General features: G+C 54.9%; 18 protein-coding genes. 4 read left to right on the forward strand and 14 right to left on the reverse strand.

The window, feature by feature from the left end; all coding sequences use genetic code 11:
• Positions 1–2: 2 nt before the first annotated feature.
• The 9 genes from atpD to AC6T8Q_RS12730 all read right to left on the reverse strand — a co-directional run bounded on the left by atpD (position 3) and on the right by AC6T8Q_RS12730 (position 7,520).
• Positions 3–1,457: a F0F1 ATP synthase subunit beta gene (gene atpD / locus AC6T8Q_RS12690; protein WP_500679428.1), complete on the reverse strand. Its 1,455-nt coding sequence runs from the start codon at positions 1,455–1,457 to the stop codon at positions 3–5.
• 59 nt (positions 1,458–1,516) lie between these two features.
• A complete protein-coding gene (gene atpG, locus AC6T8Q_RS12695) occupies positions 1,517–2,398 on the reverse strand; it encodes an ATP synthase F1 subunit gamma (protein WP_500679429.1) in 882 nt (293 codons plus the stop codon).
• A gap of 58 nt (positions 2,399–2,456) precedes the next feature.
• Positions 2,457–3,992 (reverse strand): F0F1 ATP synthase subunit alpha, encoded by a 1,536-nt coding sequence (gene atpA / locus AC6T8Q_RS12700; protein WP_500679430.1) that lies wholly within the window; start codon positions 3,990–3,992, stop codon positions 2,457–2,459.
• Positions 3,993–4,054: 62 nt separating this feature from the next.
• Positions 4,055–4,699 carry an ATP synthase F1 subunit delta gene (atpH, locus tag AC6T8Q_RS12705; protein WP_500679431.1) on the reverse strand — a complete coding sequence of 215 codons (645 nt, stop codon included), beginning with the start codon at positions 4,697–4,699 and terminating at the stop codon, positions 4,055–4,057.
• 9 nt (positions 4,700–4,708) lie between these two features.
• Positions 4,709–5,359: a F0F1 ATP synthase subunit B gene (locus AC6T8Q_RS12710; protein WP_500679432.1), complete on the reverse strand. Its 651-nt coding sequence runs from the start codon at positions 5,357–5,359 to the stop codon at positions 4,709–4,711.
• Positions 5,360–5,417: 58 nt separating this feature from the next.
• On the reverse strand, positions 5,418–5,741 hold the full coding sequence (gene atpE, locus AC6T8Q_RS12715; protein WP_500679433.1) for an ATP synthase F0 subunit C: 324 nt from the start codon (positions 5,739–5,741) through the stop codon (positions 5,418–5,420).
• A 63-nt stretch (positions 5,742–5,804) separates the two neighbouring features.
• Positions 5,805–6,713: a F0F1 ATP synthase subunit A gene (gene atpB / locus AC6T8Q_RS12720; protein WP_500679434.1), complete on the reverse strand. Its 909-nt coding sequence runs from the start codon at positions 6,711–6,713 to the stop codon at positions 5,805–5,807.
• 8 nt (positions 6,714–6,721) lie between these two features.
• The gene (locus AC6T8Q_RS12725) at positions 6,722–7,183 is read right to left on the reverse strand and encodes a hypothetical protein (RefSeq protein ID WP_500679435.1); all 462 of its coding nucleotides are present in this window, start codon (positions 7,181–7,183) and stop codon (positions 6,722–6,724) included.
• 40 nt (positions 7,184–7,223) lie between these two features.
• Positions 7,224–7,520, reverse strand: a complete 297-nt coding sequence (locus AC6T8Q_RS12730) for an AtpZ/AtpI family protein (protein ID WP_500679436.1) — start codon at positions 7,518–7,520, stop codon at positions 7,224–7,226.
• A gap of 634 nt (positions 7,521–8,154) precedes the next feature.
• On the opposite strand from AC6T8Q_RS12730, the gene AC6T8Q_RS12735 reads away from it, so the two are divergent.
• Both AC6T8Q_RS12735 and larE read left to right on the forward strand, forming a co-directional pair.
• Positions 8,155–9,198 carry a DUF4912 domain-containing protein gene (locus tag AC6T8Q_RS12735; RefSeq protein WP_500679437.1) on the forward strand — a complete coding sequence of 348 codons (1,044 nt, stop codon included), beginning with the start codon at positions 8,155–8,157 and terminating at the stop codon, positions 9,196–9,198.
• Between the two features lie 43 nt (positions 9,199–9,241).
• A complete protein-coding gene (larE, locus tag AC6T8Q_RS12740) occupies positions 9,242–10,117 on the forward strand; it encodes an ATP-dependent sacrificial sulfur transferase LarE (protein WP_500679438.1) in 876 nt (291 codons plus the stop codon).
• Between the two features lie 623 nt (positions 10,118–10,740).
• On the opposite strand, the gene msrQ is transcribed toward larE, so the two are convergent.
• The 3 genes from msrQ to AC6T8Q_RS12755 all read right to left on the reverse strand — a co-directional run bounded on the left by msrQ (position 10,741) and on the right by AC6T8Q_RS12755 (position 14,058).
• Positions 10,741–12,441: a protein-methionine-sulfoxide reductase heme-binding subunit MsrQ gene (gene msrQ / locus AC6T8Q_RS12745; protein ID WP_500679439.1), complete on the reverse strand. Its 1,701-nt coding sequence runs from the start codon at positions 12,439–12,441 to the stop codon at positions 10,741–10,743.
• A 26-nt stretch (positions 12,442–12,467) separates the two neighbouring features.
• Positions 12,468–13,436 carry a protein-methionine-sulfoxide reductase catalytic subunit MsrP gene (msrP, locus tag AC6T8Q_RS12750; RefSeq protein WP_500679440.1) on the reverse strand — a complete coding sequence of 323 codons (969 nt, stop codon included), beginning with the start codon at positions 13,434–13,436 and terminating at the stop codon, positions 12,468–12,470.
• A gap of 145 nt (positions 13,437–13,581) precedes the next feature.
• On the reverse strand, positions 13,582–14,058 hold the full coding sequence (locus AC6T8Q_RS12755; protein ID WP_500679441.1) for a hypothetical protein: 477 nt from the start codon (positions 14,056–14,058) through the stop codon (positions 13,582–13,584).
• 250 nt (positions 14,059–14,308) lie between these two features.
• Between AC6T8Q_RS12755 and AC6T8Q_RS12760 the strand changes: the two genes are divergently transcribed.
• Together AC6T8Q_RS12760 and AC6T8Q_RS12765 are read left to right on the forward strand one after the other, a co-directional pair.
• Positions 14,309–15,031 carry a response regulator transcription factor gene (locus tag AC6T8Q_RS12760; RefSeq protein WP_500679442.1) on the forward strand — a complete coding sequence of 241 codons (723 nt, stop codon included), beginning with the start codon at positions 14,309–14,311 and terminating at the stop codon, positions 15,029–15,031.
• Positions 15,028–16,089, forward strand: a complete 1,062-nt coding sequence (locus AC6T8Q_RS12765; protein ID WP_500679443.1) for a sensor histidine kinase — start codon at positions 15,028–15,030, stop codon at positions 16,087–16,089. Before AC6T8Q_RS12760 ends, AC6T8Q_RS12765 begins: the two co-directional genes overlap by 4 nt.
• Before the next feature lie 280 nt (positions 16,090–16,369).
• On the opposite strand, the gene AC6T8Q_RS12770 is transcribed toward AC6T8Q_RS12765, so the two are convergent.
• Together AC6T8Q_RS12770 and AC6T8Q_RS12775 are read right to left on the reverse strand one after the other, a co-directional pair.
• Entirely contained in the window at positions 16,370–16,954 is a 585-nt protein-coding gene (locus AC6T8Q_RS12770; RefSeq protein ID WP_500679444.1) for a hypothetical protein, read from the reverse strand.
• Positions 16,955–16,956: 2 nt separating this feature from the next.
• Positions 16,957–17,550, reverse strand: a complete 594-nt coding sequence (locus AC6T8Q_RS12775; RefSeq protein WP_500679445.1) for a DUF1559 family PulG-like putative transporter — start codon at positions 17,548–17,550, stop codon at positions 16,957–16,959.
• Positions 17,551–17,735 lie beyond the last annotated feature (185 nt).

A 17,735-nucleotide genomic window follows, 5' to 3' on the forward strand; every position in this document is an offset into this window, starting at 1 on the left:
GATTACTTAGCTTTCGCGCTGGCCTGCAATTTGTGAAATTGGGCTTCGGCTTGCTCGATGGCACCGACGTACATGAAAGCGTCTTCCGACAGGTGATCCCACTTGCCGTCGCAGATTTCTTCGAAGCTGCGGATCGTGTCCGAAAGCGGCGTGATTTCGCCTGGCTTGCCAGTGAAAACTTCGGCCACGAGGAACGGTTGCGACAGGAATCGTTCGATACGGCGGGCACGGTGCACGACCAACTTGTCTTCTTCGGAAAGTTCGTCGACGCCGAGGATCGCGATGATGTCTTGAAGTTCGCGATAACGTTGCAAAGTCTTCTGCACGCGGCGGGCACAGTTGAAGTGCCGCTCGCCGACGTACTGCGGATCGAGAATACGGCTCGATGAGGCGAGCGGATCCACCGCAGGATAAATACCCTTTTCCGAAATCGAACGTTCCAGATAAATGAACGCGTCCAACTGGCCGAAGGCGGTCGCCGGGGCAGGGTCGGTCGGGTCGTCCGCCGGCACGTATACGGCTTGCACCGAGGTAATAGCTCCGTTGCTGGTCGACGCGATACGTTCCTGCAAGGCACCCATTTCGCTCGCGAGAGTCGGTTGATAACCCACCGCGGAAGGCATACGGCCCAAGAGGGCCGACACTTCGCTACCTGCTTGCGAAAAGCGGAAAATGTTGTCGACGAACAACAGCGTGTCGGCACCTGTCTTATCGCGGAAGTATTCAGCCATCGTCAAAGCCGACAAAGCCACGCGGAGACGGGCACCCGGCGGTTCGTTCATCTGACCGAACACCATGCAGGTTTGATCGATAACGCTACGGCCGGTATCGCCGATTTTGGCTTCCTGCATTTCCAGCCATAGGTCGGTTCCTTCACGGGTTCGTTCACCCACGCCTGCAAACACCGAGTAACCACCGTGAGCCGACGCGATACGGGCAATCAACTCGGTGAGAATAACCGTCTTACCAAGACCGGCACCACCGAACAGACCGGCCTTACCACCGCGGACGAACGGGGTTAATAGGTCGATCACTTTAATACCAGTTTCGAACAACTCGGTTTTGGTCGAGAGCTGATCCAATTTGGGAGCTTCGCGGTGAATCGGCCAACGTTCTGCGGCTTCGACCGGACCACGGCCGTCGACCGCTTCGCCCAACACATTGAACACGCGCCCCAGCGTGGCTTCACCAACGGGAACGCTCACCGGTCCGCCGGTGTCGACGCATTCCTGGCCGCGAATCAAACCATCGGTGCTTCCCAAAGCGATGCAACGCACGCGGCCACCGCCGAGTTGCTGTTGGACTTCGCCCGTGAGATTGATCTTCACGCCCTTGTTATCCGACACGACTTGGACGGCGTTGTAAATCGCCGGCAGCGAATCGTCGGAGAACTCGACGTCGAAGGTCGAACCGATCACTTGGGTAATATGGCCGATGTTCTTGGTAGCTGTTGCCATGATTTTTCTAATTCTCCCGGCGACTCGTTGAGTCGCGGCTAACTTAAACTCCAACAGTTCTATTTCAACGCTTCAACGCCGCCGATCAGGTCCATCAATTCCGACGTGATCCGGCCTTGTCGTGCGCGGTTGTATTGCATGCTCAAACTCTTAATCAATTCGCCAGCATTCTCGGTGGCACCCTTCATGGCGACCATCCGGGCGATCTGCTCGCTCACCGCCGAGTCGAGGAAGCACTTAAACAGCTTCACCTTGAAACTCGTGGGAACGACCTCTTCCAAAATGCTTTCTGGAGAAGGCAGAAATTCGTACTGCGGCCCGGTGTTTTGCGAGGCATCGTCTTCGACACTCGCAGCCAGCGAGCCAAGCGGCAGCAATGTCTCGACCGCCACTTTTTGACGGGCGATGCTTTCGTATTTCATGTACACCACGTCGAGCCTATCCAGCTTGCCCGTGATGTATTCTTCGAGATAGCGATTGGCGAGTAGTTCAACTTCGTCGAACGATGGCTTATCTTCAAAATGCGTGTAAGTGTGGTCCGCTTGATAACCACGGAACTTAAAGCCCGCGATACCGCGTTTGCCAGAGAGTTCCAACCGACACTGAGGCACTTCGGCTCGTAGTCCACTCCACCGCTCGAGACCGGCGCGAATCAAATTGCCGTTGAAACCACCGCACAACCCACGATTAGCCGTCAGCACCAACAACGTGGCGTTGTTCACCTCGTCGCGTTGCTCCAGCAGCGGGTGGCTCACTTGGAGACCCGTTTTGGTCAGGTCGGCCACCAACTTCGTGATGCGATCGGTGTAGGCGGTGGCCGCAGCTGCTCGATCCATCGCTTTCTTGAAGCGCGCCGTCGCGATCAGTTCCATCGTCCGCGTGATCTTGCGGATGTTGCGAACCGACTTGCGGCGTTTATCGAGTTCTCTGGGATTGGCCATGTTTAGTGCTTGAAAACGGTTTGCGAAATCCTAGCCGCGATTCAACGAATCGCAGGTCTTATACTGTCACGGTCGCGTGTTCGGTCACACCGACGAATTGCGTGTTGAATTCGTCGATCGCGGCGCGAATTTTGGCGGTTAACGCGTCGTCGAGATCTTTCTTCTCGGCCAGTTCCTTGCGAATTTCCGACTTTTGATCGGACATAAACTTCAGGAACTTGTCTTCCCACTCGGCCACGCGGTCGGTCGGCAACTTGTCGAGATAACCACGCGTACCGGCGAAGATCACCAGCACCTGGTCAATCACGTTGAGCGGCCTGTATTGGCCCTGCTTGAGCAATTCCACCATGCGGTAACCGCGATCCAAACGAGCTTGAGTCGCGGGATCGAGTTCGGTACCCAACTGGGCGAACGCTTCGAGTTCGCGGAACGCAGCGAGGTCCAAACGCAGACCACCGGCCACTTTCTTCATGGCCTTGATTTGAGCGGCACCACCCACGCGCGACACCGAGATACCAGCGTTCATAGCGGGCTTCACGCCGGCGAAGAACAAGTCCGGTTGCAGATAAATCTGACCGTCGGTAATTGAAATCACGTTCGTGGGAATGTAGGCCGAAACTTCGCCTTCGAGCGTTTCGATGATCGGCAGCGAGGTAATCGAACCACCACCCAACGCTGCCGAAAGCTTACAGGAACGCTCCAGCAAACGGCTATGGCAGTAGAACACGTCGCCGGGGAACGCTTCGCGACCCGGCGGACGACGCATCAACAGCGACAATTCGCGATAGGCCACGGCTTGCTTGCTCAAGTCGTCGTACACGACCAAGGCGTGACCGCCGTTGAACATGTACTCTTCGGCCATCGCCGTGCCGGAGTAAGGGGCAACATATTGCAGCGGGGCAGGGGCGCTGGCACCGGCGACGATCACAGTGGTGTAATCCATGGCGCCAGTTTCACGGAGCCTCTCGATCACGCCGGCCACGGTCGATTCCTTTTGGCCGATGGCGACATAGAAGCACTTCACGCCTGAGTCGCGTTGGTTGATGATCGCGTCGATGGCGATTGCGGTCTTGCCTGTCTTACGGTCGCCGATGATCAATTCGCGTTGACCACGACCAATCGGGGTCATCGCGTCGATGGCCTTGATACCGGTTTGCAGCGGCTCGTGCACCGGCTGACGTTCCGACACGCCCGCGGCGATCACTTCCACGGGACGACGTTTGCTGGTCACGATGGGACCTTTGCCGTCGAGCGGGTTACCCAGCGGATCGACCACACGGCCCAAGAGCTCGTCACCCACGGGGACGCTCAACAAGGTTCCCGTGCTGCGAACTTCTTCGCCTTCGTTGATGTTCAGATAATCGCCGAGGATAATCACACCCACGGAGTTCTCTTCGAGGTTGAACGCCAAGCCTCGCACGCCGCTGGCGAACTCGACCATTTCACCCGCCATTACACCGGATAGGCCGTAAACCTGAGCGATACCGTCGCCCACTTCCAACACGCGGCCAACGTCGCGGACGTCGATGTGTGTCGAGAATTGCTCGATCTCTTTTTGGATCACTGAAGCGATTTCGTCGCTATTGAACTTCATCGAAGCACTCCCGGATATTTCTTTTTGCTTTTAATGTTTTGCTTAGTTAGTCGTCGAAGCCATTAGGCCCCGGACTCTTGGTAAAACTGCTCGGGGCGTTGCTGAATCATCTCGACCGCACGCGCGATCATCGCTTGGCGTGCTCGTTCCAAATTCGACCGCGTCGAAGCATCCAGCACGCGATCCCCCGTGCGAACCACAAAGCCACCGATCAGCTCGGGGTTGATCTTCACGGTCACCAAAGGCTCAGCCGCGAGCTTCTTGGCAAGTCGCTCGATCATTTCCTTTTGAAGCGATTCCTCAACCGGATGAGCAAACTCGAGCGTCACCGCGACTTGATTCTTGCGGATTGTCCACAGTGCATTCGCATTGCGAATAATCTGCCGCAACACACCCAACCGACCGTGCCGAGCGATTACCTTCAAAAAGTTGAGAGAATTCGCCGACAATTGATTCGCAAACACACGATCCAAGATGCCTAGCTTGTCGTCGTTGGAGACCAGCACCGAGGCAAACACCTTTTCCAAGTCCGGAAACTTGTTGAGCACCTCAGTAACAACAGCGTTGAGCTCATCCATCAAACTCTGCTGAGCTTGAGAATCACCCGCCGAGTTCAGGCCAGCCTGAGCGTACACCTTCGCCAGCTTTTCGACGTCAACGTCGAAAACCGATTCTTGCGCGAAGTGTTGGGTTACGGAGTCGCTCATAGCTCTCACTTAGTTATTGCTGGCAGCCAAGGTCGTCAGGGCGTCGCGCACCAATTGGGAATGCTGCTCGGAAGTGAGATTCCGACTCACCACTTTGCCAGCCAAATCGACGGCTTGGTTGGCAATCGTCTCGGCGATGTTTTTCATCGCGAGATCGGCCGCCCGTTCCACGTCTTTCAGCGCCCGATCCCGTTCGGCATCCGCCAGCGTTTTGGCCTCGGCCAAGATTTCCGTCTTAGTATGCTCGGCATCGCGACGGGCTTCTTCCAACAACGCACGGACTTCGTTGGCGGCACTGGCCAACTTGGCCTCGTACTGCACGAGCATTTGCTTAGCTTCCTCGTGCTTTGCCGCCGCTTCGGCCAGGTTGTTACGAACCGATTGCTCACGCTCGGTGAGTGCCGCCGAAATGGTCGGCCAAGCAAACGTGCTCAAGATGCCAAAGAGCAGCAAGAACACCACGCCGGTCCAGATCGCTAGGTCGGGATCAATCGCCAGTGGATTGGGATTCCCGCCATGCTCTCCCCCATGCGCGTCACCGTGCTCGGCAGTTTCAGCCGCGTGATCATCGCCTTGAGCCTGGCAGACCGACGTGTTGGCAAGCCAACCCATCAGGGTCAAACCCAAGAATACAACAAAGCCAAATTGACGAATGTTCATGCGCAACACCTGTCGCAGTTTCCACAGCGGCACGTGACCCCACTGGCCACGGCCAAAACTAGTTGTTGAACAACATACAAACGATCAACGCGAAGAACGTCGCACCCTCGATAAGAGCGGCGGCGATAATCATCGCGGTTTGAATGTTGCCAGCAGCTTCGGGCTGACGAGCCATGCTCTCAACGGCGTTGCTGCCAATCTTGCCGATGCCCATGGCGGCACCGATGATCACCAAACCTGCACCAAACGCGGCACCAGGATTCAGGCTGAAACCAGCGGGAGCAACCACAGCGGCGCCTTCAGTTTCTTCTTGAGCCATGGCTGGGCTGGCCATAAATACCAACGCCAAACAAAACACCATCATTTTCGCCAACTTGATCACGTTAATGTCTCCTTCGACTAAGCAAAAAGTGGAACGATTACGGGTAAGCCGGTTTGTCAATCGTTAGTGCGGGTGGACCGCCGCTCCGATAAACAAGGCCGACAAAAAGGTAAAAATATAAGCCTGCAAAAAGGCCACAAACAGTTCGAGTAAACTCAGGGCAGTGGCACCCAAAACGCTGGCGGCAGTGACGCCACCCCAGATCGCTTGGCCCGCCACGGCACTAGCCGCGATAAACGCCATCACCACCGACAACACCACGTGGCCGGCCATCATGTTCGCCAAAAGACGAACGGCCAACACACAGTGCTTTATAAATAAGCCCAGAATTTCAATCACGAAGATCAGCGGAACCAAGCCAATCGCAATTGGCTTGGGGAGATCCATGTGAGGGACTTGAGCCTTCAAGAATCCGAAGAAGCCAAATTGCTTGATGCTCGAACCGCATACCACGAGAAATGTCGTGAGTGCGAGAGCGCCGGTCGTGGCTAAAGCTCCCGTGGGAGAACCCATCCAGGGGATCATCCCCATCAGATTACAGCCCAGGACAAAGAAAAACATCGTCCACAGGAACGGAACAAACCGGTCGGCATCGTGATCGCCGATGCAAGGCCGGGCAATTTGGTTTCGGATATAAAGCAAGAAGACTTCAAGCAAATTCCACAACTTGCCCTTGGGAACCTTGCCCCCTTTGATTCGCATCGCCAACACGATGAACAACACGCAGATAATCAAAGCAATGATGACTTCCAAAACCATGAACTTGGTCAGTCGCAAGTCGAGTGGTTTGATCGTGTCATCGAGCAGGGCATTGCCCGTGTGCATCTCGAAGAGCGGCTCATCAGGAGCCAGAGGTTGGGGAAGCTCAATATGCCCATGGTCGTCGTGCGAAGTGAACGCACGCGGCAAATGGAAGGATGTCGAGTCTTCGACGTGCCCGAATAGTTCGTTGGGATGTAAGGGATTGGCCATAGTAAAACCTATTGCAGCTCAATCTTTCCACTGTTGTGAGACGGGGTGATCGAGCGTACCGAGAGAAATGTCTCGACAGCCAACGAAACCAAATAGGCCATGATCAAGAAGCCGGCAAACACTTGACCTTGCGGGCCATTCTTCTGTAGAGCCAGCCAGATGCACATCACCAAGGGTGGCAATAGCCGGCATCCCATCGCGAGCAATACGCCGGCCATTTGCTGGCCGCGCTGAGCGAAATAATGAGAAATCGTGAGGGCCGCGAGCCCGGGGGTAATGCATACACCGGTCGCGGAGAGCAGGGCCTCGACTCCGTTGCCACCCAACCAAATCGCAAGCGGCAGGCAAAGCAGGGTGAAACCAACAAGCGACAGGATTAAGATCATCGCGGACGCGACAAAGCTATTAGCGCAGGCGACCAAGCTGTTATCCGAGTTGCTGGTCGGCCAACTGGGGGCTTGCTGAGTCACGGGATGACTTTCTGGTTCACCAAAAAAATGTTAAAGATCGTTAGCGCAAATCTGACCGATTCTTAGCCTTATACTTCGGGGCAGACTGGGCAATTACCTTCAACTGCTTGAAGGCCAAATACCCCCCCACCGCAAAGCCCAGGAGCAGAAACAAGGGTAGTGTTCCTGTCCTCTTATCCAACCAATAACCCGCCAGTCCCGGCAGAACCATTTCCAAGGAGATGGTCATGATCCGCGACGCCCATTCGGAGGCTCTCGCCGTGGCCGAACGTCCGTCGGAAGCGTCGCCATTATCTTGAGCAGCGTCATCTTGACCAACTGGGGGCCGCAATGACATCGCTTTGAAATGCCTGTAGAGGTTGCGCTCGAAAGAATCGGACCGCTTAGAATGAGCCACAGACCTCCAGCCCAAGACTTCATCCCTCGCGGACTTGATTAATCTAATTACAGTTCAGAAAGGCGCAAAGGGGTATTCGTGAATTTTTTCACAAATTAGTTTGTGTTTTCATAACTCTTTATTGCATAGATGGTTATGAGATATTCTCGGAAATGCGCATAAGGGCTTACGTCGACAAGCAGGGTCGGAAACAAGCTTAGTAACAACTTACCAGCGGCCATTTGTTGCAAGCTCCCGCCCGATAACGATTTACGACGCAAAATGGCAGCAAAAAGCTTGCAATTCCGTAATTTAAGGGTAGTATGGGTTTTGCGGGAATTGCCGACTCTCAACAAAGGCGGGCCAGATTTCTGCAAAGCTCTCGTTTGGTCATGGAACGCCAAACAACAATCCGCACGGCAATTCGGCTGGATGTCGCCAGACTTTCCACCGCCGCATTCTGATTCGGCGTCTCTCACACGGATGTTCTATCCGTATCCATCAGCTTCGAGAGTAATCGCGTTCGAGAACGCAGGGGTTTTGCGATATGACTGCTGCTGCATTGCGCTCCCGCACCGCAAAGGACTTGGCCCAAATGGCTCGTCAAAATGGCGTGGCCGGTTGGCATTCGATGAAAAAAGAAGAATTGATCGACGCCTTGGTGGTGATTGCACGTAAACGGAATCTCGAAACACGGCAGCCGGGCAATGGGCATGCCACCAACGGACGCGACGTGCAGCTCGGCACACAAACTCCCGCGCATGTCCGCAAGAGTTTGGAACAGCTGCATCAAAAGCTCGCAAATCTCAAAAACCTCGCCCACTCAGCCAAGCCCATATCCAGCGAAGTGAAAGACGACCGCTTGGTCGTGATGGTCCGCGATCCCTATTGGCTACATGCCTGTTGGGATCTCTCGCAGCGCAGCGTCGATCGGGCGCAAGTCGCCATGGGACCCCGCTGGCATACGGCGCAGCCGACCTTGCGAGTGATTCGCATCATGGAAGCCGGCACCTCGAAAATCGAACGCGACATTACGATTCACGGCGGCGTGTCGAATTGGTACGTCGACGTCAACGAACCACCTTGCAGCTTTCGCATGGAGATCGGCTATCTCTCTGCCGACGGCATGTTTTATGCGCTCGCTCGCAGCAACTCCGTGCAAACTCCGCCCGCGGGTTCTAGCGACGCGGTCGACGAAAATTGGTCCGACGTCGCCCAAAATGCCGACATGATCTACGCCATGAGCGGCGGTTATTCTCCCCAAGGGACAAGCCGCGAATTGCAAGAATTGCTCGAAGAACGTCTCCGCCGGCCGCTGGGTTCGCCGATGCACACACGCTTTGGCAACGGTGCGGCAGCATTGCTCCAAGAGGATGAAAGCATGGCGCTTGCCGTCGATGCCGAAGTCATCATCTACGGTGCTACCAATAAACATTCACACGTGACACTCAAAGGTGCGCCGGTGCAGGTCCGTCCCGACGGCACATTTTCGGCTAAGATCAAACTCCCCGAACTGCGGCAAGTGATTCCGATCGTCGCCAGTTCCTGCGACGGTGTCGAGCAGCGAACCGTGATTCTCGCCATCGAGCGAAACACCAAGATCATGGAACCAGTGGTCCGCGATCTCACTGGGCACTAGAATTCAGTCTTTGCCAGTGCATCGCACACAAATGACTGAATCCATGTCGTCTGCTTCCCAAGATCAACTGGTCGAGTTTCTCGCCAAGCTGCCTGATTGCCTCGTCGCATTTTCAGGCGGCGTCGATAGCGCGGTCGTGGCTAAAGCCGCCCAGGTTGCGTTAGGGGATCGTGCCGTCGCCGTCACGGGCGTGAGTGCGAGCCTCGCCACGGGGGAACTCGAAGCCGCGCGCCGCATTGCCGCGGCCATCGGCATTCGCCATGAAATCATCAACACCGACGAACTCAGCGACCCCGGCTATTTGGCCAATGCCCCGTCGCGATGTTGGCACTGCAAGAACGAGCTCTATTCGCAAATCCGCGGATTGGCCCAAAAGTTAGGCATGACACAAATCGCCAATGGCACGAACCGCGATGACCTCGGCGACTTTCGACCCGGCTTGCAAGCCGCGGCGGAGCAGGGCGTACTCAGTCCGCTTGTCGAATGCGGCATCGATAAGCAAGGAGTTAGGCAACTGGCTCTCGACTGGCAACTTGAAGTGTGGGACAAGCCCGCCTCGCCCTGCTTATCCAGCCGCGTGGTGTACGGGCTCGAAATCACGCCCGAACGTTTAGCACGCATCGATGCAGCCGAAGCGTTGCTCAAGGAGTTAGGTTTCACGGGGGTGCGAGTGCGTTGCCATCACGACGAGCTCGCAAGGCTGGAAGTCGCGGCTGATGAAATCGCGCGGCTCGCCGATACAGAATTGCGCACAAAGATTGCCACACGCTTACGCGAGTTCGGCTTCCGGTTTGTAACGATCGACCTGGAAGGCTTCCGCTCGGGGAGTTTCTTGCCGTTGGTGATTCCTGTCATTCCCGCGCAGGCGGGAGTCCAGAGAGCACCGTCAAATCCTGAATCTCCGCCTACCCGGGAATGACGAAGCGGGACTAAATGAGGATGCAGGATTAATACCCTCCTCAGAAGTGGGGCACGCACCTATGACCGGTTTCTCTGTTTGTAAACGAAGCCGACACGATATCATAGGACCGGACTAAACGTCAGCTGCGACGGGATGCTAAAACGCGCTAGCCGATGCAGGACACGCCCTCCTTACGCACTTTGTTAATGAGGGGTACGGAAACTCGCCGATGACGGTCAAAGCTGTCGAAGGTCTCACATGAGATTTCCAAAAACCTAACGGTCGACAGACATTAAAAATAGACCTGTGTTTTCAGATGACAAGGCGCGAAATTTTGCTTTCTTGACCTTTCCCGATAAAGTAACGGATCCCGCATTGGGAAAGACTCAACGTCTAAGTTAGCCCGGATGGAAAGTTCCTGGCTCCATAAGGTCAGGCAAGACCTTGATCATCTAGCGCCCCTCAACCATTCGATATATCTATATACTCAAGGGAATCAATTTAGGTCGGCTGCATCGCATTCAGCCCTGATCGCAAGTTGCTGGCCTTCGGCAACGCGGATGTGATGACACAATTAAGTGCTCAACGCATTTTTTCAGATTCTGTTTAATCGCAACCTCAAGTGCTCTTACCTATTTACTTCATGCTTCCAAGGACAAATCTTCCAACGCATACGCTTGGCAGGCGAGGATAAAGCCAGCTTGCTTTTCGCTCTCTAGTAACGCATCTTCGGCGTTCATCTTGACCCTGCCCAAGGAAAGTTTGGTTTTGCACTGGCCGCAAACCCCGCTGCGGCACTCGAAGGGGAGATCGACGCCGATTTCTTCCGCCGCTTCGAGGACCGTCACATTCTTGGTAATACGGCCTGATTTAGAAGATCGCTGGAAGTGGATACCAGCGTCTTCGGCAACCATTGTGACATCGCCATTCTTTATTATTGGTTTGGTAACATCAACGAGTGGCGAATCGACCGCTGGCGAAACGAAAGCTTCGGTTTTGATCCGCTCACGAGTGACCCCCATGCTGACTAGCGACTCGGTCACCCCAGTCATCATCGGTTGCGGGCCGCAGAGATGCACCAGTGGCGTTCGCCAATCGTCCACCCATTTTTCGAGTACCATGCGATTGAGGCGGCCACATTCGCCGGTCCAAGCGGGATCGGCCTCGGCGGCCGAGAGAATGATGTGTACATGTAGATTCGGAAAGCGGGCCGACAAATGTTTCAGCTCTTCATGGAAGATAATGGCGTCGGGAGTGCGCGCGGCAATGAGAAAGTCGATTCTGCCGGGCCAGCAGGAATCAGTGAGGTAGCGGGTCATTGACATCAAAGGCGTGATGCCAACTCCTCCGGCAATCAATACGACTCGCTCGCAACCCTTTCCATCGAAGACAAAATGACCCGCCGGTGCGGAGACTTTGAGGCGATCGCCTTCGCGAACGTGGTCATGCAAATTCCGCGAGGAGGTACCAAATGGCTCGCGTTTCACGCTGATCTCACAATAGCGGGAGCGCGAGGGGGCCGAGGCAATGGTGTAACATCTGATTACGCGACGGCCCTCGATCTGTTGTTCGAGAGTCAGGTATTGTCCTGGTTGGTAGTCGAAGGGGAGCGGACCGCCGTCGACCGCAACGAGTCGAAAGGTGCGAACTTCGGATGTTTCCGAGAAAATCCGAGCAACGCGGAGTTCGCCTTTCCAAAATGAGCGTTTGAGCGGAGCTGGGGAGGTCACGGATTTCGGCTTTTGTTGGGCTGCCTGACGGAGATCGCGATAGTGCAAAACGAAGCGCGATCCCAGCAGCAAGCCGAGTAGCCCCGCGAAGGCGAGCGGTTGGCGGACGTCGGATTTCACGAGCAAATAATAGTGTAATACTCCCAAGGCAATTGCGAGATAGGCCAAGCGATGGAGGAGTTTCCAGCGTTTGCCGCCGAGTCGCCGGACCATGGAATCGCTGGAAGTAATTGCGAGCGGCGTCAACAAAACCACGGCCGCAAAGCCGACTTGCAGATACCGCCGCGACAGGATTTCTTGCAAGGTGCTGGTGAGATTCAAGGCTCGATCGAGGCCGACATAAATCGCTAGGTGGATGCAGACATAATAAAACCCCCACAAGCCCAACGGGCGTCTGACTGCCAGCAATTCGTTCCACTTGGTGACACGCCTCAGAGGGGTCACAAGAAGTGAGAGCATGAAAAAGATGAGCGCGAGTAGTCCCGTGGTGCGCAGCGCATCGTTCACGGCATTAGCGCCCAAGCGTCCGTGATAGGCATCCCAGGCCAGTATTAAGCCAGGAATCGCGCCATTGACCCAAACCAGAGTTTTGTAGAATTTCGCTTTGCTCATAAACGGTCGATCAAAGATACACGTTTCTAAAAATTGGTACTCAAGTCCATCCCTTCGTAGAGATGAGCGACTTGGTCGGCATAGCCATTGAAGGGAAGAGTATTGCGGCGGCCTGATTCGCCGATGCGTTGTTCAGTGGCCTGACTCCAGCGCGGGTGGTCCACAGCTGGATTCACGTTGGCGTAGAACCCATACTCATCCGGTCCATAACGATTCCACGAGGTGACGGGTTGGTCGGCGACCAATGAAATCTTGACAATCGACTTGATTCCCTTGAAACCGTATTTCCAGGGGACGACCAAGCGAATCGGGGCACCATCCTGCGGCGGTAGTTCCCGACCATAAAGTCCGGTGGCCAAGATGGTGAGCGGGTGCATGGCCTCGTCCAAACGCAAGCCTTCAATATAGGGCCACTCGAGGACAGCGGTTTTTTGCCCGGGCATGCGGTCGGGGGCGAGCAATGTTTCAAATGCCACGTACTTGGCGGTGGGCAGCGGCTCGACGGCTGCGAGCAATTTTGCCAACGGGAAGCCAGCCCACGGGATGACCATCGACCAAGCTTCAACGCACCGCATACGATAGACGCGTTCTTCGGGAGGACCAAATTGGCCCAAATCATCAAGTCCGAACACTTGAGGTTTATTGACTAGGCCCTCCACAGCGAGTTGCCAGCCATCGGTCTTGAAGTCCGCGGCCAGCCGAGCGACGTCCATTTTGTTGGTGGTGAATTCGTAAAAATTGTTGTAGTTGGTGATCGACTCGAACGACGTTTTTGGCTCATCAACGAAGAATCCGCTCGCTGGGGGAGTATCTTGAGCGGCAACAACTTGCGGTAGCTCCCGGGTCTCAATCGTTTGCATGGGCGTGCCCTTGAGCAGTCGATAGAGCAACGCCGTACCCGCAGCGGTCCCCAGTAAAGCCCCAGAGCGGAGCAACGCGCGGCGATTGAAATAGAGTTCGGGAGGTGTAATTTTGTCTTGGTTGTCATCACTCATGTGAGTGTCTCTTAAAGTGGGAAACGACAGCAAATAATCAATATGCCCTTGCGATAAAGGAAGGTATGCCCAGGGGAGCAACCCCTGGGCCGGGCAAGCAACATGTTCACGGGGTTCATAAAGATACCACACAAGTCTCAAAGAGCTACTTGGCCACCAGGGCTTCGCCGTGCATCATCTCCATTTTGCTGGTGACCATTTGGCGCACCATCACTTCCTGCATCAAGGACATCATGAATGCCTTGTCATTCATCATTTTGGTTTTGGCAGCCATGAGTTTATCAGCCATCATTTTGTCGGCCTGAGGTTTCTTTTCCATTTCCATCGCCATGTCGTTTTTCATGGCCATCATCATTGGTTTGTCCATCATCATTTCCTGGATCATCATTTCGCGCGCCATCATCATGGTCATTTTGTCGCTGGCCATTTTGTCGTCGGCCATCATGCCCATCATTTCCTTTTTGGCCATCATCAAGCCTTCATCCATCATTTTCTTGTCCATCATAGGCTTTTGCATCATGGCTTTTTCCATTTTGGGAGCGGCCGTCGTTTGACACATCGCTGTCGGGGTTAAAATCATGCTGAAGATCATTCCCAGGACCAACATCAATAGAGTACGCATTATTTTCTTCTCCATAACTGTGGTAAGACTGCCAGCAACGCCAGGCGACGTTTCGCGTCCTGACAAGTTGCTTTCCGACACGGCATCGGAATCAGGAAATCTTAGGAAGAGCTGGTGCTGATCTTGTAACGATTGCGTAAAGATTTGGTAAAGTGGGCCGTGAACTTATGATAACTCCATGCCGCAAGCAGCCAACAAGCATTAAGTTTACAATAATATTCTTGCCCAAAGCCTCAACTCGGATTGCGACATGACTGCGACGAAATTGCCGTTGATTCTGCTGGCGGAAGACGATTTGAAGACATCGAACTTGCTGGCGGTTTACCTAGAACGGGAAGGTTACCAGACGATTGCCGCTTACGATGGCCAACAGGCGATTGATCAGCATCGCAGGCGGAACCCTGATTTTGTCGTGCTTGATGTGATGCTGCCCCATAAAGATGGCTGGGAAGTCTGTCGCGAAATCCGTCAGCATTCCGAAGTGCCCGTGCTGTTTCTCACGGCCCGAGATGACGAAAGTGATCGGCTGCTGGGCCTGGGACTAGGGGCCGATGATTACGTCCTCAAACCCTTTAGTCCCCGTGAGGTTGTGGCTCGGATTAAGGGGATTTTGCGGCGCACACGAGCCGTGAATGTTTATGACGCGGCAAGCGATGTTCTTACTCACGGTGCACTCGTCCTTGATACGACGAAACGGCGCGTAAGCTTGGACGGTGAGTCGGTGGAATTAACGCCTATCGAGTATACCTTGCTCTTGACGCTGATGTCGACTCCCGGGCGCGTGTTTCAGAGGGATGAAATCATCACTCGGCTTTATCCTCGCGGCGAATCGGTGGTTGATCGCGTGGTGGATGTTCACGTGGGTAAATTGCGGCAAAAAATCGAAGCTGATCCCGCGGACCCAAAATACATCATCACCGTGCGCGGCACGGGATACCGATTTGCCGACCGGCGCAGTGAGTTAGGATCATGAAGCTGCGGCTGATCTGGAAACTCGTGCTGATTAACGTCATCTCGGTACTGATCGTGGTGGCGATTGTGGATGTCGCGCTGCGCGCGCTGGCCGCCGATTATTTCATGACCCTTGTTGAAGAGTATGACATCGATCCCAGCGAAGTGCATGCCATGTTTTTGGCCGCCGTGGAGCGCTATCTCGTGGGAGCGTGCTTGGCGGCGTGCGTGGTTTCGGTAGGGCTGAGTTCCTGGCTTACGTATCGCTCGATTCGCCCACTCCAATTGGTCATGAATGGTGCGAAGCAAATTACCGCCGGCGATTATTCGGTGCGGATCGACGAGAGCAATTGTGGCGAAGTCAGCGATCTGGCGCGGACGTTCAATCAAATGGTCGATAGCCTCGCGCGCACGGAACGGCTCCGTAAAGAGATGGTCACCAACCTTGCGCATGAGCTGCGCACCCCTTTGACAAATATTCGTGGCTATCTCGAAGCACTGACCGATGCGGTGATTGAACCCCATCAAGAAATCTTTTCGTCGTTGCATGATGAAACGCTGCGGCTGGTGAGTTTGGCGGATAATTTATTGCAAGAAGCTCGGGCACAGGCGGCTCACGGCGGTCTACGGATCACTACCCTGCGACTCGACGATGCTGTATTACAGTCCTTGCAGTTGTATCAACTCAAATTCGCGCAGAAGCAATTGCATGTTGTGAAGCAACTGGAGGCGGCTGCGGTGGAAATCCGTGCCGATGCGGAGCAGCTCGCGCAGGTCTTGACCAACTTGTTGGAAAATGCCTGGCGATACTCGCCGGTCGGCGGCAACATCCAAGTCCTTGCCGCGAGGCAACCGATGGCGATTCGCGTCGAGATCACCAACGATTCGGCCACGTCTATCGATCCTGGCATCGACATCTTCCAGCGTTACGAGCGGGGGGGAGCGTCAGGTTCGTCCGCAGACGGTGGTACAGGCCTGGGGCTGACGATTGTTAAACAGATTGTCGAAAGCCATGGCGGGGCTATTGGCTGTGATCTACAGGCCGGAAAAACTCGGATTTGGTTTACATGGCCTGCGTAGCTCGAAACAGTTTTAAAAATACGCCCTGATCAGGCCGCTAGATGATTCTTCGACAATTTTATTGCGTTCACTAATTCAAACTGCACGGAAGTCGTGATCTTAATCAAGTCATTAACACGTGGTACATGTCAATAATCGATCATTATTTCTACCGTCGCGGGTTGACAAGGCTCCCGGCCTGCTTGTGCCAGTTTTTCCATTCTGTTCTTGATTTCCTAACACCGTTGCGCGCACAGGTCGAACCGACGTTGGGGAGTGCCTGCGCCGGCTAACGACACGATTAAAACCCACCACCACCAAACGGCGGCATGGGCTGCAAGCCGCGTTCCTTGCGGCGGTCGTTCATCATGCGCATGCCGTTTTCGAACTTCGAGCGTTGTTCGGGCGTGGTCCAATCGAGCATCTTTTTGCCGATCTCGCTCATCCGCTTGGGATCCATCGGCGGGCGACCGCCACCAGGACCTCCTGGGCCACCCGGTCCGCCACCCCGGGCTTCCATTTCGTCGATTCGTTTGTCGAGTGCCTTGCGCTGTTCTTCGGGAGTCATCTCCATGTACTTGTCGTATTCCTCCTCGAAGCGTTTGGCCATCATCGGCATGAAGATTGGCATACTGCTCTCAAAAAACTCTGCCCGCTGGGCTTCGGAGAGGCCAGCCATTTGTTCGCGCATGGCGTTGCGCTGGTCGCGGAAAGCATCAGGGGAGCCGCCCTGCATCTTCGCCACGTTTTCGTCGCGAATCTGTTGAAGCTCAGCCACTTTGGGATCGCTGCTGTATTCTTTGGAGTCGAACCAGCCCCAAGCCCACGCGGCGAAGAGCAACACCACGACAGCCGTGGCACCATACATGATCTTATTCTTATCCATCATTACTCCTCAGGAACGACAACCGCGTCGACGTGCCCATCGAGATATGCGTAGTTTCGCGCACCATTTTCGCCCGGCGAGCCGTGAAACGCATCGAAGTCATAGACGATCCAGACTTCGCCCGTCCCCACGGTTCCCACCCGAGTATCCAACACCTCGGGACGCGTCCTGTTCTCAAACCGCACGGAAGGGTATTCATAACTTAAACCCTCCCGCTCGTGCCAGGTTTCGAAGCGATCGTCCTCGGCGATGTCGCCGTTTTCATCAGGGATCTGCTTATAGTAGTCGCTGGGGCAACGGAAAATCTCGCGATTATTTTCGCAGAACGGGGCCAGCACATCATAAAGCGAAGGCAGCTTGCTCGGATTTTCGGTCTTCGGCAATCGCGCGGTCATCGGGAATTTACCGCGTTCTCCCTGGCGGTCGAGATATTGGGTCATCGCCAGCCCGATCTGCCGCAGATTCGATTTGCACTGCGTGCTCCGCGACGCTTCCCGCGCCCGTTGAATCGCGGGAAGCAGCAGCGCCACAAGTACGCCAATGATTCCAATCACGGTGAGCAATTCGACGAGGGTGAATCCCGGTTTGCGTTTCATGCTGGCAAGCCACTCCAAGCCAGTACCTATTGGCACATTACTTACAGCGTAATTCTTTACTGGCACTACGCGAGTTTCGCTCGAAAGCTTACGAGCCTGCGTCAATTATCACCGCAAATGGCTATAGAAAGCAAGAAAAGCTGGGTAAGACAGCAGACTGCCAGAAATCATCTAAGCCAATAACT

The organism is Bythopirellula sp. (assembly GCF_041737835.1).
In the GTDB taxonomy this organism is placed as follows: Bacteria; Planctomycetota; Planctomycetia; order Pirellulales; family Lacipirellulaceae; genus Bythopirellula.

Excerpts from the sequence above, each read along its gene's own strand:
- atpG (WP_500679429.1), bottom strand. The coding sequence starts at position 2,398 with ATGGCCAATCCCAGAGAACTCGATAAACGCCGCAAGTCGGTTCGCAAC.
- msrQ (WP_500679439.1), bottom strand. The coding sequence starts at position 12,441 with ATGAGCAAAGCGAAATTCTACAAAACTCTGGTTTGGGTCAATGGCGCG.
- AC6T8Q_RS12755 (WP_500679441.1), bottom strand. The coding sequence starts at position 14,058 with ATGCGTACTCTATTGATGTTGGTCCTGGGAATGATCTTCAGCATGATT.
- larE (WP_500679438.1), top strand. The coding sequence starts at position 9,242 with ATGTCGTCTGCTTCCCAAGATCAACTGGTCGAGTTTCTCGCCAAGCTG.
- AC6T8Q_RS12730 (WP_500679436.1), bottom strand. The coding sequence starts at position 7,520 with ATGTCATTGCGGCCCCCAGTTGGTCAAGATGACGCTGCTCAAGATAAT.
- AC6T8Q_RS12775 (WP_500679445.1), bottom strand. The coding sequence starts at position 17,550 with ATGAAACGCAAACCGGGATTCACCCTCGTCGAATTGCTCACCGTGATT.
- AC6T8Q_RS12710 (WP_500679432.1), bottom strand. The coding sequence starts at position 5,359 with ATGAACATTCGTCAATTTGGCTTTGTTGTATTCTTGGGTTTGACCCTG.
- atpA (WP_500679430.1), bottom strand. The coding sequence starts at position 3,992 with ATGAAGTTCAATAGCGACGAAATCGCTTCAGTGATCCAAAAAGAGATC.
- atpH (WP_500679431.1), bottom strand. The coding sequence starts at position 4,699 with ATGAGCGACTCCGTAACCCAACACTTCGCGCAAGAATCGGTTTTCGAC.
- atpB (WP_500679434.1), bottom strand. The coding sequence starts at position 6,713 with ATGGCCAATCCCTTACATCCCAACGAACTATTCGGGCACGTCGAAGAC.
- AC6T8Q_RS12765 (WP_500679443.1), top strand. The coding sequence starts at position 15,028 with ATGAAGCTGCGGCTGATCTGGAAACTCGTGCTGATTAACGTCATCTCG.
- AC6T8Q_RS12770 (WP_500679444.1), bottom strand. The coding sequence starts at position 16,954 with ATGGATAAGAATAAGATCATGTATGGTGCCACGGCTGTCGTGGTGTTG.
- atpD (WP_500679428.1), bottom strand. The coding sequence starts at position 1,457 with ATGGCAACAGCTACCAAGAACATCGGCCATATTACCCAAGTGATCGGT.
- AC6T8Q_RS12760 (WP_500679442.1), top strand. The coding sequence starts at position 14,309 with ATGACTGCGACGAAATTGCCGTTGATTCTGCTGGCGGAAGACGATTTG.
- AC6T8Q_RS12735 (WP_500679437.1), top strand. The coding sequence starts at position 8,155 with ATGGCTCGTCAAAATGGCGTGGCCGGTTGGCATTCGATGAAAAAAGAA.
- msrP (WP_500679440.1), bottom strand. The coding sequence starts at position 13,436 with ATGAGTGATGACAACCAAGACAAAATTACACCTCCCGAACTCTATTTC.